Origin of the sequence: Spiroplasma platyhelix PALS-1 (genome assembly GCF_021496725.1) — a bacterium.
Classification (GTDB): Bacteria; Bacillota_I; Bacilli_A; order Mycoplasmatales; family VBWQ01; genus Spiroplasma_D; species Spiroplasma_D platyhelix.
In genome coordinates, this window is record NZ_CP051215.1 from 303567 (window position 1) to 321055 (window position 17489).

Consider the following 17489-nt stretch of genomic DNA (forward strand, 5'->3'; position numbering starts at 1 on the left):
TTATTTAATATCAGCAAATAAAGTTTGTTCTGCTTCAGAGGTTAGATTATTTGTTGCGATTGTTAGATTTCTAATGTCACTATCAACTTTAAAAGTAATCGCAATAGTTTTTAGCTTATCAAAATTTCAATTAACTTTTTCTGGTCATTCAGCAATAGTAAAGTTGTCAATTGTTAGTTCAAAATATTCGCTAAAATCATTTTTTTTATCTAAACGATAGGCATCAATATGGATTAGTTTTCAATCATATTTTGTTTGATACTGATTTAAAATTACAAAAGATGGAGAATTGATGACATCTGTGACACCAATTTCAGCACCAATAAATTTTGTTAGTTGTGTTTTGCCACTAGCTAATTCACCACTTAAAAGTAGATAAATATTTCTATCAGCAATTTTAGCAATTGCTTTAGCAAGAAGTTTTGTGTCATCTAAAGTTTTTAATTGGTAGTTTTGTGTCATATTAATTTCCTTATCCTTTAATTATGTCATAAGCACTAGACAATCAAATTAGGATTATTAAGAATTTTTTCTAGTTTCAATTTTCCGTAAATAGCTAATGCTAGGGAGTCATTTGTTTTGTCAAGGTCAACTTCGTTGACAAAGACACCATTGATGTTTTTTTCACCAGCTGAACCGTCACCCTTACCATGATAAGTTTCTTGGAGATTCAAATTTAGTGATGTTAGATCAACAGCATATAAATGTCAAATTTTGATGTTAGTTTTGTTAGCATAGTAGCTTCCTAAATCATGAAAAATAACATCTTCATTTTTTTTAACATTAATTCCTGTTTCTTCATAAAGTTCGTTCTTAACTGTTGTTAGCAAGTCAAGTTTTAATTCACAACCTCCAGTTAGCGTTCCATAGCTTTGATGTAGTCTGCCTTTAAGTAAAGGATTGGCTTCATGAATTAATAAGAATCAGTATTGATTATATTGATAAATAAAAGGTAAAATAGCAACACCTTGATCATCACATCAAGGTTCACTAACCCCATACATAAAGTCAGCTTTAATTAGTTTGACTCACTTTTTCATTTTCTGCACCTCAAATAAAAATATTAAGTTTTTTCTTATCTATTATTATAATATATTATTAATTAAGTTATAATAAATTAAAAATTAACTACGAAAAACAGTAAGGAGTTTTAATAGTGATAGTAGCAATCAAACAATTATATAATAACGATAACGAAGCTACAAAAGTAGTGACAATTCAGGGGTGAGTTAAATCAAATCGTAATGGTAATAAAGTTGGCTTTTTAGATATTAATGATGGTAGTACATTGAAAACTTTACAAGTTGTTTATAATGTTGAAAATCCAGCATGAAAACAATTAATAGAAGTTACTACTGGTAGTGCTATTAGTGTGACTGGAGAAATTGTCTTGACAGATAAGGCACAACAACCATTTGAATTAAAATTACAAAGTTTAGATTTTCTTAACTTAGCGGATAAAAATTATCCAATTCAGAAAAAAGCTCATAGTCATGAATTTTTGCGTGAACAAGCACATTTGAGATCAAGAACTGATACCTTTTTAGCAATTTTTAAAGTTCGCAATCAGATTGCTTTTGCAATTCATCAATTCCTACAAAACTCTGATTTTATTTATTTAAATAGTCCAATAATTACAGCAAATGATGCTGAGGGTGCTGGAGAAAACTTTATTGTTACCACAATTACTAGTGATCAATATGAAAAAGATTTCTTTGGCAAAAAAGCTGCTTTGACTGTTAGTGGTCAGTTAAATGCTGAAGCATATGCACAAGCTTTTAAAAAGGTTTACACATTTGGTCCAACTTTTCGTGCCGAAAATTCTAATACGACTCGTCATGCAGCAGAATTTTGAATGATTGAACCCGAGGTTGCTTTTGCAGATTTAGAAAGTACTATTAAGTTAGCTAAAGATTTAGTAATTTCAGTTGTTAGCAATGTGCTTGAAAATTGTCCAGCAGAGGTTGATTTTTTTAATCAAAGATTAAAGTCAACAGAACAAAGTCAGGACAATTTAATGAAAAGACTAGCAATGCTAACAAAAGCAGAATCTTATAAAGTACTGACTTACACAGAAGTAATTGAGATTTTACTAAAAGCAAAAGAGCAAGGAAAAGAATTCATTTTTAATGATATTAAATGAGGAATGGATTTGCAATCTGAACATGAAAGATATCTTTGTGAAGAAGTTTCTAAAGGTCCTGTTTTTGTGACAAATTATCCACAAGATATTAAAGCTTTTTATATGAAAGCAAATCCAATTTCACAAGATACTCCAGAAAGAAGAACAGTTGCAGCAATGGACTTATTAGTTCCTGGCATTGGTGAATTAATTGGTGGTTCAGTCAGAGAAGATGATTATGATAAGTTAATTGCTAATAAAAAACAATTTAAAATTGAGAATAATGATTTACAATGATATTTTGATTTACGAAAATCAGGTTTTGCACCAAGTGCTGGTTTTGGTTTAGGTCTGGAACGTTTAATTATGTTGATTACAGGAATTAATAATATTCGTGATGTGATTCCGTTCCCTAGAACGCCAAATAATTTGACTTTTTAAAAAAATAAAAAAATAGTTAGTTCTAACTATTTTTTTATTTTTTATTTTGATTATTCTTTTGGCAAGAGAAAGATAATTCTACTTAATAGTGGTATGACAATAAAAAAATCCTTTTATATAATCAATGTGTAAAAATAGAATTATATAAAAAGGAGGGTTTAATATGAACCGAATATTAAAAGACTGCATGAATACATGTTGTTGCAAAAAAGAACAAAATATTTGTGATGTAATTGATGGTCTTGGTAAGGTAGTAGAAGAAATTGAATGCAATAAAAAATCAGCTAAAGAATCAGAAAAAATAAAGAAAGATATCAGAGAAGAAACAACTGAACTAATCACAGAGGCTAAAGAAGAATTATTAACTTTAATAAACAAAGTTGATAGTGAAAAATGAGTTATTGGTGAATATAAATGAATGCCAGTTGGATCAAAAATGCCAGAAGGATGAATTAAGATTGATTTGGGTCAAGGACAAACATTAGTTCAAGGTATTGAGGCAGGTAAAACAGAAGGAATTGTTAAGTCACATAGTCACTTCTTTCCATATGAATTTGGTGTTTGAGCAACTCATAAAGTGATTTATGGAAAAGGTACTGCCACTGGTGCTGATGATGTTCTTTTCCCTTATGTAAATGATATTAAAGATGCAGCTGTTTTATTTAACACTGCTGGATATGGTGGGAACTTAAGCGAAGATCAAAAAGAAAATTTAGCAGCAGGAACATATGCTGAACTTTGACAATATAAAGGTACTGGTTACAAGAAGGAAATGTTAAAGAAATGTTTAGCAAAATCTATTAGTGATTGTTTAGATAAGAAAGAATAAAATTTATTCTTTAAACCTCAAATAATTTAATTTAAAATCAAAAAAATAATAACAACTATTTTTTTGATTTTAAATCTTTTATTTACTAAATGAATATTTTATTATCTTGACTGATAGTGGTATGACAATAAAAAAATCCGTATATATAATTAATCTGTAAAAATATAATTTATACAAAAGGAGGTTTAATATGAGCCGATTATTAAAAGACTGCATGAATGCATGTTCTTGCAAAAAGGAAGAAAATATTTGTGATGTAATTGATGGTCTTGGCAAAGTAGTTGAAGGAATTGATTGTGCTAAAAAAATAGCTAAAGAAATAGAAAAAGCGAAAAAAGAAATAGAAGAAAAAACAGATAATTCAATTGAAAGTGTTAAAGAAGAATGACTAGCTTTATTAGAGAAATTTAATAGTGAAAAATGAGTTATTGGTGAATATAAATGAATGCCAATTGGATCAAAAATGCCAGAAGGATGAGTTAAAGTAGAACTTACTGCAGGACAAACATTAATTCAAGGTGATAAAGAAGGAAATACAGCAGGAGAAGTTAAAGAACATTATCATGACTTTTTTGGAAAACGTCAATGTATATCAATTCCGCATGATCAAACATTTTATGCAATGAATCGTCCAACAAATATTGAGTTAGATCCTGAAACATTTATTCAATTTACAAGAAGAGAAGCACCTACAATAGGACTTACTAGAACTGATCCTGTAGGTGGAACAAATAATTTAGCAGCTGGTAAATTTGCTGAACTTTGACAATACAAAGGTATTGATGAAAAAAAGAAGAATATGAAGAAATGTCTTGAAAAGTATTTGGAAGACTACATGGATTGCATTGAAAATAGCAAGAAAAAATAATTATATTAAATTCACTATAAAAATTTTAATTAAATATAAAACTTACCTAATTTAATATGTTTATATAAAAGTCAATCATGAATGATTGACTTTTATTTCCTTAAAATTGAAGTATTCAATTTTCATTTTTACTTGATTATTTATGCTCGTTAATGATAAAATTATTCAATATATAAATTTTTATATATTTAATTTCAAAAGGAGGAAATAACAATGGAAGGAAAAGTTTCAAAGAAGAAATTATCCTTAAGAGAATTTATTTGATTAGGTTTTAACTATACCGTTGGAATTGGTTTTGTTGGGAATTTTGCTATTCTATCAAATGTTAATGCTCCAAATTCAATTGGTATGCATGCTATTTGAGTGTATTTAGTTATTGGATTTATTGCTGGTAATTGTGCTTGAGCTTTTGCTAAAATGGCAAAAATTCATAATTCAGACGCTAATGGGGCTGCTTATATTTATGTAAGAACAAGCTTTGGTCGATTCTGAGGATGAATTGTTGGATTTATGCAATATGTTATGTTACCTTTTATCATCACAATTCAAATTATGATGTTGATGAAGGGAACATTTTCAGCCGAATATGCAGGAAATCATTGATACACTTTACATTGAGGAAATTTTGGAGATTTTTATCTAGATTTAATTGGAATTGTTATTTATCTAACAGCAGCTTCAGTTATATTCTTTGGTATTAAATGATATAAAAAACTTGCACATGGTACTGGAATTATTAAATGAGGAACAGCATTTTTCTTAATTATAGCGGCATTTGCTCTAGCAATTGGAAATGGTAGTTCAAACTGACAACATTGAACATCAGAAAGTCAACTATCATTTGCTGGATTTATGAATACCTTTACTTCATGTTTCTTCTTCTTTGCTGGATTTGAAGTATTTGCTACAGCAGGAAGAAATATTGAAAATCCTGAGAAAAATATTGGTAAGGGAATTACATCAATTATTTTAATTTCAACAATCTTTTATGTTGTGACTTCACTTATCTTCTTCTTGGCTTATGATGAATTTTTCCAAAACATGAATATGGGAGCATGAGGAAAATTCTCAAGTAAGGTAATTCTATATGGTGGACCAATCATCATGATTATTAGTGGTATCGCTTTAAAAATTAATGTTGCAATGCAAAATGCTTTATATGGTGGAACAGCGTTACAACCACTTTCACAAGAAGGATATATTTCTGATCGTTTATTTAAATTAAATGATGATGGGATTCCTGTAAAGGCTGCTATCATAAACTTAATTATCACTTCAGTAATGATTTGCTTGTGATTAGTTATTCCAGATTTAATTAAAGGAATTTGATTACAAGGTCATCCAGACGTTCTTCCAGAAGATTATAAATCAGCTTTTAATATTTCATCATTAACAGCTGCATCTTCATTTGTAACAATCTTTATTTATATGATGGTGTTAGGTGTGGTGCTTAAACTAGCATTAACTAAAAAAATTAAATTAGGATGATATGAAAAAATTGTTTTCCCAATTGTTGTTGCCTTTTTAGCACTAACTTTAGTTTGACATTATTATGCTTTAATCACAGATACAATTAAAGAAATGCAAAAACCTGGAGCTACTTCTTCTCCAATTGTTGCTCTAATTATTGAAGCACTATTTATTGTTGGAAGCTTTACATTTGCTGTTTGCTGATACCGTTGATACTATCTACCAAAGTATGAAAAACGTTTGAAAGCCAACCCAGACTTACAAGTTGAGTTAAATGCAGCTTTTGATTTCAATCAAGATCATAAAGAAACATTAAATGAACTAGTTACTGGCAGCAAATAAATAATAATAATTAATAAAAAAATGGTTTCTAATTAGGAAACCATTTTTCTTTTATGCTTTAGTTTTGTACTTTTAAAATTTTTACTTTATAAGGATTTTGAACCCCTTTAATTTCAATGATGTCACCAGTGACAGCATTTAAAATAGATGTTGCTAGGGGACATTCATTAGAAATTAATCCTTCAAAAGGATTAGATTCAATTGATCCAACAATTTTGAATTTTTCTTCTGAATCTTTTACTATTTGATCATTTCTTCCAACATGACAAATTGTTACTCAAGATCCGACACGAATTGAGTTACTATTCTTTTTATTACTTTGCTGTTCTTCAATAATCACAGCACTAGCAATAATAATTTCTAACTCTTGAATTCTGGCTTCATTTTTTGCTTGTTCTTCACGAGCACTAGTATAATCAGCATTTTCTGATAAGTCTCCATCAGCACGAGCAGCCTTTAATCTTTCTTTAATTTCTTCACGTTTGAAATTAATTAGATTATTTAATTCTTCTTTTAATTCTTGTAAACCTTGTTTAGTAATAATTATTTGGTTATTTTTTTCAGCCATTTTCAATTCCTTAAATTAAGCAATTAAGTTTTCGTCTTTTAAAACTTTTTTAATTGCTGTAATAATTTCTTTACAATTTGGTCCTTGAATAATAAAAGCAATTTTATTTTCATTTTTAACAGCTAAGCCAATAAAACTTAGGATTGATTTCCCATTAGCTTTTGGTTCTTCACCAGTAAAGCTGATTTCATTGTTAAGATCAGTATTGTCTGCTAATTTTATTACTTCAACAGTAGTATCCTGATATTTTTTGTCGCTTGTAATTGCAACAATTTTAGCTACAGGTCGAGCATGTAACCCAACTTTAGCTTTATCTAATATTTGTACAGCATAAATTTCTTTATTTTCATTGTTCATATATTTATTCCCTCCAAAAAAGAAAAAGTACAATATTATTTATAACATATTTTAAGCCAATATTAGCAAAAATAATCAAAAATTTTTAAAAAATAATATCATACTTAATAAAACTATGATATTATATATAAGTTGAAAAGTGAAAGGAGCAAAAGACAAACATGGCAAGAAAATGTGCAATTAGTGGTATTGGACCACTTTCAGGAAATAATCGTTCACACGCAATGAATGCAACTAAAAGAAAATGAAACCCTAACTTACAAAAAGTTAGAATTAATGGTAAGGTAGTTTTTGTTAGCGCTCGTACTTTAAGAAGTTTAAGAAAAGAACGTATTTAAAAATCCTTGAATTAAATAATATTTTATTAATGATGACTTTAATTTTTTAGAGTCATTTTTAAACATTTTGCTATTTTAATTAATAGAAATTTGTTATAATTTAAGAAAATTTGCTAGAAAGATTTAGCTAGGAGTGTTTAATGAAAAAGAAAATTGGCATTATTACTGATTCATCAACAGGATTAAGTTTAGAAGAAATTGAAAAATATTCTGATCTTATTGTTGTGCCTTTAGTAATAATTAATGAAGATAATCAAGTTTATGAGGATAATCATTTTGATATTAATAGTGAAAAAATTTATCAAGCAATGATTAAAGAAGATAAATTTTTAAAAACTAGTCAAACTAATCGAGAAAAATTACGTCAGTTTTGAATTCAAGCTTTAAAAGAATATGATGAAGTTTTATTTTTGCCAATTGCTCAAGCTGCATCAGGACAATATGATAGTGCTGTTGTTTTACAAAAAGAACCAGAATTTGCTAACAAAGTTGTTGTTTACGAAACTGGGGCTGCTTCTGTACCTTTAAAAGCAATGGCTTTAATTGCTTTAAAACTAGCAAAAGAAAATCATAGTATGAAAGAAATTATTAAAGCATTAGATGAATTTCGTATTACTTATGAATGCTTCTTAACACCAGATAATTTATCATTTTTAGTTCGTGGTGGAAGAATCCCAAGTTCTTTGGCTAACATTGCTAATTTCTTACGATTAAAAGCAATTATTGCTTGTAAAGAAAAGATTAAGAATCAAAAAATTAAACGTACTATGAGTTCTGCAATTAAAGAAATGTTGGAATTAATCATTGAACGAACAAAAAATTCTTTTGAACAAACTTTATATGTCATCAATGGATGATGTGATCAAAGTTTAATTGATAAAGCAGTTGCAACTGCACGTGAGTTAGGCTTTAAAAAAATTAAGATTGAACCATTGTGTAATATTTTGCAAACTCATACTGGTGACAATACAATTGGTTTTTCTGTTGTTGCTAATAAATGAAATATTGAAGTATAATATAGTTGTTTTAAAATTTAATAAAGGGGGAATTTATGAAACGACTTTTGGTCTCGTTTTCTTTATTTAGATTAATAATTTTTTATGTTACATTTCTCTTCCACCAAGCGGGGGGGGGGGGAGAACATGACTGAAATTCAATTAAGATAACATTTGATTGAAAATGGAAATAGACCCTAAACTTTTACACTAAAGAAGGAGCTTATTAATAGTTTGATAGTAAATTAGAAGAATAAAAAAAGTATTTTTACATAATTGTAAAAATACTTTTTTTATTGTTGTTCATCTGATAGCGATAAGTCGTAAAATTTACCTTTACTGATGTAGACAATTGTTTCACAAATGTTTACTAGATGATCACCAAGTCTTTCAATATACTTTAGTTGTTGCACACCTGCAGTGTACTGCTTGATTAGTTCTTTGTCTTTATTAATTTTAGTGAAGTTGTGCGTGATTTTTTTCATTGCATTTTTATAATTTTCATCGATGACTTGATCTTTTTTTGCTGCTGCTAGAGCTGGCTTGATTTCTTCTTTTTCAATTGACTCAGCAATTAAGTCCATCATTTCAAAAGCTGTATCCATTAAATTACTAATTTCTTTGACTAGTTCAGTTTCGGGTTTGTATCTAACATTAAACTTAGAGATATTTTTTGCATAGTTGGAAATACGTTCTAAGTCACGAATGATGTTCATATAGCCGATGATTATTCTTAAATCAGTAGCAAATGGTTGTTGCGATGCTATTCGTCAAATTGCAGTTGTTGTTAGGCTTTCAGCAACTTTTCTTATTTCTTGATCATTCTCAATAATTTGTTTTGAAATATCATAATCATGATTTTGAATGGCAAGTAAGGCTTGTTCATGTTCTTTTTTGACATTATATAATAGATCAAGTAAGTCTTCTTTTAATTTTTTAATTTGGTTATCAAAACGATTTTTATTTGTCAGCATAGTAGTGTTCCCCCTTTCTTTTTTTAGCCAAAGCGACCGGTGATATATTCTTCAGTTTGTTTGCTATCAGGACGAGAAAATAGTTTTTTTGTTTCATTGAATTCAATTAACTTGCCATTTAAGAAGAATGCAGTTTGATGAGATACTCTTGCTGCTTGTTGCATTGAGTGAGTGACAATAATAATGGTGTATTCTTTTTTTAATTGGTTGATTAGTTCTTCAATTTTAGCTGAAGCAATTGGGTCTAGAGCAGATGTGGGTTCATCCATCAGTAGAACTTCAGGCTTTAAAGCAAGTGCTCGTGCAATACATAAACGTTGTTGTTGTCCTCCTGATAGACCTAGAGCAGAACTATAGAGATGAGTAGATACCTCTTCTCATAGAGCAGCTTTTTTTAAAGAATCTTCAACAATTTGATTTAAAACTTTTTTATTTTTAATTCCTTGGTTTCTTGGCCCGTAAGCAATATTATCGTAAATTGACATCGGGAAGGGGTTAGCTTTTTGAAAAACCATTCCGACCTTTGTTCTTAGAGTGATGACATTTTTGTTGTTTTCATAAATGTTTTGGTCGTTAAATAGAACTTCACCATTAATTTTAGTACCTTCAGTTAGGTCATTCATACGGTTTAATGTTCTTAATAGGGTTGATTTTCCACAACCACTAGGACCAATTAGTGCAGTAACTTTGTTACGAGTTAATTCTAAATTGATGTCATATAAAGCTTGTTTGCTGCCATTTTCGTAATAAAAATTTAAATTTTTAATTTTAAAAACTTTATCGTCAAGAACTTTTACTTTGTTGTTTGTTTTTGGATTTTGTTTCTTAGAAGTTTTTTTATTTTTAATTTTAGTAATTAGAGCATGTCTTTTCTTTTGTTTTAAAGTTTTTGTTGTTTGCTTTTTATTTTGTTTATTTTTATTAGATGGTTTATTTTGTTTCTTTGCTATTTTTTTGCTACTTTTGTTAGTTTTTTTCGTAGAATGTTTTTTAGTTAATTTTTTATTTTTTATTTTGTTTGCTTTTTTTTCTGACTTCTTTGTTGCTTTCACTATTTTCTTAGCAGCTTTTTTGCTTTTTATTTCGTTTATTTTTATTCTGATCTGCATAATAAAATTGCTAATTTTTACTGTTTCGGTTTTTGTGTTTTTTTCTGTTGTTTTTTTGTCGCTTTTTGGGTTTTTCTTTCGCTTATCTTTAGTTTTATTAAGTCGATTGTTCATCTTGTATTTCCTCCTGACGTATTGTTTTTAGCATTATTAGCAAAATGTTTTGCTAAGAAATTTAGTAGATAAATTAAAACAATGGTAATGAAGGCTGTTTCATACATTAAATTAATTTTATTTGGTAGGGGTGAATCTTTGTTAAGAAAAATAATATGAGTAGTTAGAGTTTGCCCTGAGCTTAAAAATCCTTTGTCAGGGAATTGTAATGTTGAACCTAATGTTAAGTAAACAGGAGCAGATTCACCAATGATTCTTCCCATTGTTAGGATCATACTTGTGATGATTCCTAGTAAAGCATTAGGGATAACTACTTTTGTTATCGTACCAATTTTATTAGCTCCTAAAGCTAAAGATGCTTCTCTTAATTCATCTGGTACTGCTTTTAAAGAATCTTCAACAGCTTTAATAATTACTGGTAGAACAACAAGTGTTAATGTTAGACCTGTACTAATTATTGTAAAGCCAAATCCCAGAAAATCAATAAATAAGATTAATCCAAACATTCCATAGATAATTGATGGCGTAGAAACTAGAGTATTTAAAAAGAAGCGAATAGAGTTAGCAAATTTATTTTTCTTGATACCACTATATTCATTTAAATAGATGGCAATCATAATTCCAATTGGCATAGCAATTGTAATTGCAACAATAACCAATAAGAATGTTGTGAACAAGAGAGACATATAGCCACCTCGTCCAGTAAGTGGATTAACTTCAGTGGTAAAGAATTGAGCTAAATGAAAGTTTCAGATGCTTTCTCCTGCAGCAGGACGGAAATTAAAAATACCTTCTAAAATAATGTCGCCAATAATTCAGATAATTAGACCCATTGTTAGTGCTCAAGCAAGTGACATAAAGCCAATTCTAATGTAGTCTCAAGTTTGACTGACCTTGCGATTGTTCAGTGTTTTTTGATAGATTAGTTTTTTCATTTTTGTGTCATTTAAATTCAATGTTTTTAAGTCAGGAGTTTTTTCCTTGCCAATTCTTTTTGCACGATAATCATGAGTTTTATAAATTATTAAAACGATAACATTAATAATTGTCACAATTATGAATAAGAAAATTCCAACAGCATATAAAGCAGAACTATGAAGAGTACTTGTTGTTTCATTAATCTCAATTCCAATAATTCCTGCTAGCGTTGTGATTGAAGAAAAGAAAAATGCTAAGGGACCATTCATGGTGTCAGGAGAAAAGACGCTACCTCCAGCAATCATGATCACTGCCATTGTTTCACCAATTACTCGGCCAAAACCAAAGATAACAGCTCCAATAATTTTTGTTAGAGCAGATTTAAAAACAATTCTAAAAGTAGTATTCGCTTGACTAATTCCTAAAGCTAGAGAAGCGTAACGGTGTGATTTAGCAACTCCGTTAATTGCGTTGACAGATAGAGAAATAATTGTTGGCAAGGCCATTAAAGCTAAGATGAAACTAGCTGTCATCATATTTTCTTTGGTTGGTGCTCCCATTTTGACAAAAATTGGACCAATCACCATTAATCCAAAAGCACCAAAAACAACTGAAGGAATTCCAGATAGTAATTCAATTAATGTTAGACTAGTTTTTTTAATTTTTTTTGGTAGAAATTCACAAATAAATAATGAAGAAAGTATTCCTAAAGGGACAGCTAGAATCATTGAGAACAAGCAAACCCAAAAAGTTCCTGTGATGAATGGTAGAACACCAAATGATGGAGGATCATCTGAAGGAGCTCACTTATTTCCTACTAAAAGATTTCAGAATCCATATCTTTGGAAGGCTGTAACTGATTGAGCAATCACAAAACCAATTAAAGAAGCAAAAAGCAATAAAGTAAGCAATAAAAAAAATCAAATGACAATTTTTGCAATTAAGTCATGTAAATTTTTTGTTTCTTCGCTAATAAAAGTATCTTGATTTCTACGATTAAAAAGATTGATTTTTTGCCAAAAGGCTTTTTTTGTTTTTATTTCCACAATTAACTCCTTATGCTCAACCTGATAATCACTCTTGTAATTGATTATTAACGGGATCGCTAATGTCTATTCTTGGTCCATACTTTTTAAAAATTGCTTCTACTTCAGGAGGATTTTCGATATAAATTCACTTTAAAAGACCAGCAATTTCTGCACTATATTTATAATTTTTTTTAAGTAAACCAGTAAAAGGTCTTCATAATTCATAAAGTTTATTTTTAATATTATCTTCAGTTGCTTTTTTCTGATTTCAGTATCCTGAACTAACACGCATATTTTTTGCTTGATTGATATCAGCAAAAGATGTATAGCCAATACTTCCAGGTTCTAGATTTAACATCGCACTACTAGAATCGACAGTGTTAGCTTCGTAGTAAGTTTCTCCTGAAAGAACTTTGTTATCAAAAACATCTCTTGTTCCTGAACCATTAGGTCTAGTAAAGAGTTTTGCTGGTGTATAGCTTTTAATTTGGTCAGGAAAAACTTCATCTCAACGCTTATGATTTAGATATAATTGCTTTACTGTTTCTGAATTGAAATTTAAAGGAGTATCAGGGTTTTCTAAATTAGGTAAATTGTAAACAATAACTAACGCATCACGCATTAATTGAAAAGAAAGAAGATTAGGATTAGTGTTAGTGTAATCTTTTGAAAGTCAACCAATGGCAAATAAATCATTGTCAACTCTAATAGGAGCTCCAGATGAAGCTGAGCTAACATAATTGAAGTCACCTTTTTTATGATTATTAGGATAATTATGTAATAATTCTTCCATTACAGGAGCAACTGAGCTTGATCCTCCTAATAGGAAGTACGGACTGTGATTTACTAAAGTAACAATAAAAATTGCTAATAAGGTTAAAAGCCATAAAGATATTCATATGCGTTTTCATTTCATTGTCTATGTTCACCTGAATTGAATAAATCTTTTACTTATTTTTATCATTATTTTATATTACACGGTAATTATAACAATATATTAAAAATAAATAATAAAAAAATATTTTTTCTTAAGTGCTCTTAGAAATTGTTGTAATTAAATAATATTTTATTTAATTAATCCTTTATGTTATACTTATTAAAAAACTTTATCTTTAAGAAAGAAAGATGATTTTGATGACTGAAAGTTCAACAAAAAGTACTAAAGCAAAGAAAATAAATAATGAATGAAAAAAGTATTTCACTAGTAAAGAAATTAGTTCTGATCATGACTATCCGTTTAATTTTAAAAATGCTAATTGATATGTAAGTATTGTTTATTTGACTACTTTTATTGCAATACCAATTATTTATAATTTAGTTAAAAATTATGCTTACAATGTTGTGTTGGTTGATGGTAAGTTACCTAATCCATGAAATAATCTTGAGTTATTAATTACTATTGCGTTACCAATTATTGGAGCAGGAATAGCTTTTGCTGTTGATTGAAAAGCAATGGCTAAAAATGGAGCATGAGCAGCCTACACACATTTTCTTTTTGGAATTATTAGTTCTTTTTTTGTTAGTTTGTTTTTAATTGAAACAGGAGCGGTTTCAGGAAAAGTTGATGATGCAATTTATTTAGCTGTTGGTTTTTTAGTTCAGATAATTATTCAATTTATTGGTTCATTAGTAGTTATTTTTACTAATAAAGCACTAAGAAAACAAATTATTGCAACTTTTAAAGAAGCTAAACTAGATTTATTAATTTGAATTCTAGTATTTTTAGCTCTTGTTTCAATTTTAAATTTTGCTTTTAATGCAATTTCAAATTCTGTCAACACAAATATTCTTGCTGATAATACTGGTAACAGTAAAAATCAAAATCAATTGGTATTTATGGCTACGACACCTTTAGGAATTTTTGCGTTAGTTCTTGGTTCAATTTTCTTAGCACCAATTAATGAAGAGATTTCTTATCGCTATGGAACGTTTAGTATTGTCCGTCATAAATGAATTGGCTTTAGCGCTTCTTTAATTTATTTCCCTGCTATGCATATTATGGGTAGTGGTGATTGAAATAATATCTTTGGTTATTTAGGATCGGGAATTATGGCTCCATTGTTGTTTGTTTGCACTAGAGGTAATACTACATATACTCTTGGGTTACATATGTTGTTAAACACAATTGCAACAATTACTTTATTTGCCACAATGAAATAAATCATGATTAAATTAGTTGTTCAAAAAAATGATAGCAATCAAACTTTAATTAACTTTTTAAAGAAGACTTTTAAGCATGAATCACTAGCAAAAATCTATCATTTATTTTATAAAAAGAAAATTAAAGTCAACAATAAGAGAGTTACAAATTTTAAATATTTAGTACAAACTGATGATGTCATTTTAATTTATGATCATCAATTAACTTTAGTTGATAAAGAAACTTTAGTTGATCCACAAATGAAACCAGAAATTGCCTATCAAGATCAACAAATTTTAGTTGTTGTCAAAGATCATGGTATTGTTACACATAGTCCTACTAGTCAATCATTAGATAATATTGTGCGCTACTATCTTTTGCAAAAAGAACCAAAGTTATTTGATAATCAAACGTTTACTATTAGTCATCAGTATCGTTTAGATAAATTAACTAAAGGATTAGTGATTTATCCAAAAACAAAAATAGCGCAACAAATTTTAGTTAAAGCTCAAGCAGAAAACAATATCATTAAAAAATATTTGGTAGTTTGTCAAGGCAAGTTAACTAAAGAAATGCATGTTAGTGGTTTTATTTTTAAAGATGAAATTAATCAAAAAATGGTTTTTACTAAAAAACAAGTTAGAAATAGTAAAAATTGTCAAACAATTATTAAACCATTAAAAGTAATTGGTGATTTTTCTTTACTTGAATGTCAATTAGTGACAGGAAGAAAGCATCAAATTCGTGCTACTTTAGCATATTTAAACCTACCAATTATTGGTGATGAAAAGTACGGATCTGAATATTTTTTAAAAAATCAAATTTTATTGTTTGCTTATTATTTGGGATTTCAAAACTTAGCAGCACCCTTAGAATATTTAAATAAGCAAAAAATTACTTTATTTGCTTGTAAAGCAGAGTTAGAAAAGATGATGAGAACAGGGTTTGATAAAAAAGTGATAAAATATCTTTATTAGTAATTTAGATAGGAGTGCCTAATGTCAACAAGAAAAGGTGTTTTTAATACTCTAATTGGAGTAGTAATGACAATTATCATATCAGTATTCCAATTTACTTTTCTTTTTGTGATTAATACTCAATATCAAGGTGAATTTGTTGGGTTGATTAGAGTTATTGTTTCATTTCTAGCTTATTTATCGCTAACTGAAGGAGGACTTGGTTTAATAACCATGTTTTCTTTATATCGTCCTTTACAAAATGGCGACTACGAAACAGTTAATGATATTGTCAACACGACCAGAAAAAACTATCAGCGTACTGGAAAAATTTATTTAGTGATAGTAATTAGTATTGCTTTTCTTGTTGCTTTGGTAAATGGTTTAGTACCAGGAATTCTTGGTAGTTTTAGTGCTGATATTGCTTATTGAGAACTAGCTATTGTTATTTTATGTTTGGCCTCAAAAGAATTAATTTTCTTTTATTTTTCTGGAGCCTATCAAAATTTGATTCAATCTGATCAAAAAGGTTATTTAAATCGATTAGTATTTATCTTTAGTGAAATTATTATGTACATTTTTTTAATTTCATTATTCTTAGTTCCTAACATTCCATTTTTTGTACCATTTTTTGCTTATTTGATTTGTGGAATTATCAAAACAGTTGTTACTTTTATTATTATTAAAATTGAGTATCCATGATTACAACATAAGAAATGAATCAAACAGAAACGTTTATTGAAACAATCATGATGAGTTGCTTTGAGTAGACTGCCTGAATTAGTAGTTTCTAATATTGATGTCATTTTAGTGACAATTTTTCTGTCACTTTCTTTTACCACAATTTATTCTTACTATTTAATTATTGCAGCAACAATTAGAAGTATTGCGATGATTCTAATTAGTTCGTTTCGAGAAGTATTGGGTTATTGGATTGCTAAGAGTGGAAGAATTCGTTGGTCAACTTATACTAGATTTGAAATGTATGCTTATATGGTTGCTGGGTTTTGTTTTATTTGTCAGTTTATTATTTCGCAATATTTAATTAGTTCAATTTATGGTACTCAATATCTTAATGCCAGTAATCAAGAAAATAGTCGTATCTTTTTTGATTTTTTCTTATCAAGTCCAACTTTTATTTTATTTTTATCATTAAAAAATGCTGTTGAAGTGGCAACTGAACCAGGAAAAGTTATTGTGAACGCAACAGTTAAGCATAAAGAAACAATTTGAGGTTCTTATATTCAAGCTTTAATTATTTTAGTGCTAGGAATTAGTTTAGGATGAAGTCTATCTGCAACAGGTCATCGTGATTGAGCTTTATATATGATTATGTTTTCTGTGTTCATTGGCTGAGTTTATCGTTTAATTTCTATTTGAGTTTATGTCTGAAAGAATTTAACTTACAATAGTGACTTACGCTATATTGTTCAAAATAGTTTAATTCTAATCCTACCAATGTTGGTTGCTGTACTCTTTAATTTCTTATATTTATTTAATGCTTATCCACCAGTTAATAATATTAAACAGCCAAAACTAACGCTATCAATTGCTGGCTACACTTTATTAGGAAGTATTGGTTTGGTACTACTTTTGGCCATGATAATCAACTTTAAGCACTTCTGATTAATATTTGATATGAAAAAGTTCTTTAAAAGTTTATTTAAGAGTAAAAAAACAGACAAGAAGAAATATGATAAGGAGTGACAAGACTTATTTAACGACATGCCACCACCAAGTCAAATGAATAATTTTTCAAACACATTTGATCTAACATCAACTTATCAAGTAAATCGAAATAACATTGATGATTTGTTGGAGCAAGAATTAATTAAAAAGCAAAAGTTATCAAGTAAGAAAACTAGTGAGCAAGAAAAGCCAAAAGTTGGAATTTATAAAATTAGGGGTTAAAAATTGAGA

The 17489-nt window shown here is 28.6% G+C and carries 17 protein-coding genes; 9 read left to right on the forward strand and 8 right to left on the reverse strand.

The window, feature by feature from the left end:
• Both tsaE and SPLAT_RS01465 read right to left on the reverse strand, forming a co-directional pair.
• Positions 1–462, reverse strand: coding sequence for a tRNA (adenosine(37)-N6)-threonylcarbamoyltransferase complex ATPase subunit type 1 TsaE (gene tsaE, locus SPLAT_RS01460; RefSeq protein WP_168104637.1), 462 nt, complete (start codon positions 460–462; stop codon positions 1–3).
• 35 nt (positions 463–497) lie between these two features.
• A complete protein-coding gene (locus SPLAT_RS01465) occupies positions 498–1040 on the reverse strand; it encodes a hypothetical protein (protein WP_168104638.1) in 543 nt (180 codons plus the stop codon).
• Between the two features lie 113 nt (positions 1041–1153).
• On the opposite strand from SPLAT_RS01465, the gene asnS reads away from it, so the two are divergent.
• The 4 genes from asnS (at position 1154) to SPLAT_RS01485 (ending at position 6072) form a co-directional block, all read left to right on the forward strand.
• Positions 1154–2563 (forward strand): asparagine--tRNA ligase, encoded by a 1410-nt coding sequence (gene asnS, locus SPLAT_RS01470; protein ID WP_168104972.1) that lies wholly within the window; start codon positions 1154–1156, stop codon positions 2561–2563.
• Positions 2564–2726: 163 nt separating this feature from the next.
• A complete protein-coding gene (locus SPLAT_RS01475; protein WP_168104639.1) occupies positions 2727–3392 on the forward strand; it encodes a hypothetical protein in 666 nt (221 codons plus the stop codon).
• A 190-nt stretch (positions 3393–3582) separates the two neighbouring features.
• Positions 3583–4260 carry a hypothetical protein gene (locus SPLAT_RS01480; protein ID WP_168104640.1) on the forward strand — a complete coding sequence of 226 codons (678 nt, stop codon included), beginning with the start codon at positions 3583–3585 and terminating at the stop codon, positions 4258–4260.
• Positions 4261–4473: 213 nt separating this feature from the next.
• Positions 4474–6072, forward strand: a complete 1599-nt coding sequence (locus SPLAT_RS01485) for an APC family permease (RefSeq protein ID WP_168104641.1) — start codon at positions 4474–4476, stop codon at positions 6070–6072.
• A 58-nt stretch (positions 6073–6130) separates the two neighbouring features.
• On the opposite strand, the gene greA is transcribed toward SPLAT_RS01485, so the two are convergent.
• On the reverse strand, positions 6131–6640 hold the full coding sequence (gene greA / locus SPLAT_RS01490) for a transcription elongation factor GreA (protein WP_168104642.1): 510 nt from the start codon (positions 6638–6640) through the stop codon (positions 6131–6133).
• A 15-nt stretch (positions 6641–6655) separates the two neighbouring features.
• On the reverse strand, positions 6656–6997 hold the full coding sequence (locus SPLAT_RS01495; protein WP_168104643.1) for an HPr family phosphocarrier protein: 342 nt from the start codon (positions 6995–6997) through the stop codon (positions 6656–6658).
• A gap of 161 nt (positions 6998–7158) precedes the next feature.
• Here SPLAT_RS01495 and rpmB point away from each other — a divergent pair, with 161 nt between their 5' ends.
• On the forward strand, positions 7159–7335 hold the full coding sequence (rpmB, locus tag SPLAT_RS01500) for a 50S ribosomal protein L28 (RefSeq protein WP_168104644.1): 177 nt from the start codon (positions 7159–7161) through the stop codon (positions 7333–7335).
• A gap of 140 nt (positions 7336–7475) precedes the next feature.
• The gene (locus SPLAT_RS01505) at positions 7476–8351 is read left to right on the forward strand and encodes a DegV family protein (protein ID WP_168104645.1); all 876 of its coding nucleotides are present in this window, start codon (positions 7476–7478) and stop codon (positions 8349–8351) included.
• Positions 8352–8623: 272 nt separating this feature from the next.
• Here SPLAT_RS01505 and phoU read toward each other — a convergent pair whose 3' ends face one another.
• The 4 genes from phoU to SPLAT_RS01525 all read right to left on the reverse strand — a co-directional run bounded on the left by phoU (position 8624) and on the right by SPLAT_RS01525 (position 13266).
• Positions 8624–9304, reverse strand: a complete 681-nt coding sequence (gene phoU, locus SPLAT_RS01510; RefSeq protein ID WP_168104646.1) for a phosphate signaling complex protein PhoU — start codon at positions 9302–9304, stop codon at positions 8624–8626.
• 23 nt (positions 9305–9327) lie between these two features.
• Positions 9328–10071, reverse strand: coding sequence for a phosphate ABC transporter ATP-binding protein PstB (gene pstB, locus SPLAT_RS01515; RefSeq protein WP_235083237.1), 744 nt, complete (start codon positions 10069–10071; stop codon positions 9328–9330).
• A 359-nt stretch (positions 10072–10430) separates the two neighbouring features.
• Positions 10431–12491 carry a phosphate ABC transporter permease subunit PstC gene (gene pstC / locus SPLAT_RS01520; protein ID WP_168104647.1) on the reverse strand — a complete coding sequence of 687 codons (2061 nt, stop codon included), beginning with the start codon at positions 12489–12491 and terminating at the stop codon, positions 10431–10433.
• Positions 12492–12501: 10 nt separating this feature from the next.
• Positions 12502–13266, reverse strand: a complete 765-nt coding sequence (locus SPLAT_RS01525; RefSeq protein ID WP_168104648.1) for a PstS family phosphate ABC transporter substrate-binding protein — start codon at positions 13264–13266, stop codon at positions 12502–12504.
• Between the two features lie 341 nt (positions 13267–13607).
• On the opposite strand from SPLAT_RS01525, the gene SPLAT_RS01530 reads away from it, so the two are divergent.
• From SPLAT_RS01530 to SPLAT_RS01540, 3 genes are read left to right on the forward strand one after another with little or no spacing between them, the layout of a single operon-like run.
• Entirely contained in the window at positions 13608–14633 is a 1026-nt protein-coding gene (locus SPLAT_RS01530; RefSeq protein WP_168104649.1) for a CPBP family glutamic-type intramembrane protease, read from the forward strand.
• Between the two features lie 3 nt (positions 14634–14636).
• Positions 14637–15590 (forward strand): RluA family pseudouridine synthase, encoded by a 954-nt coding sequence (locus SPLAT_RS01535; RefSeq protein WP_168104650.1) that lies wholly within the window; start codon positions 14637–14639, stop codon positions 15588–15590.
• A gap of 21 nt (positions 15591–15611) precedes the next feature.
• Positions 15612–17480: an MATE family efflux transporter gene (locus tag SPLAT_RS01540; protein WP_168104651.1), complete on the forward strand. Its 1869-nt coding sequence runs from the start codon at positions 15612–15614 to the stop codon at positions 17478–17480.
• Positions 17481–17489 lie beyond the last annotated feature (9 nt).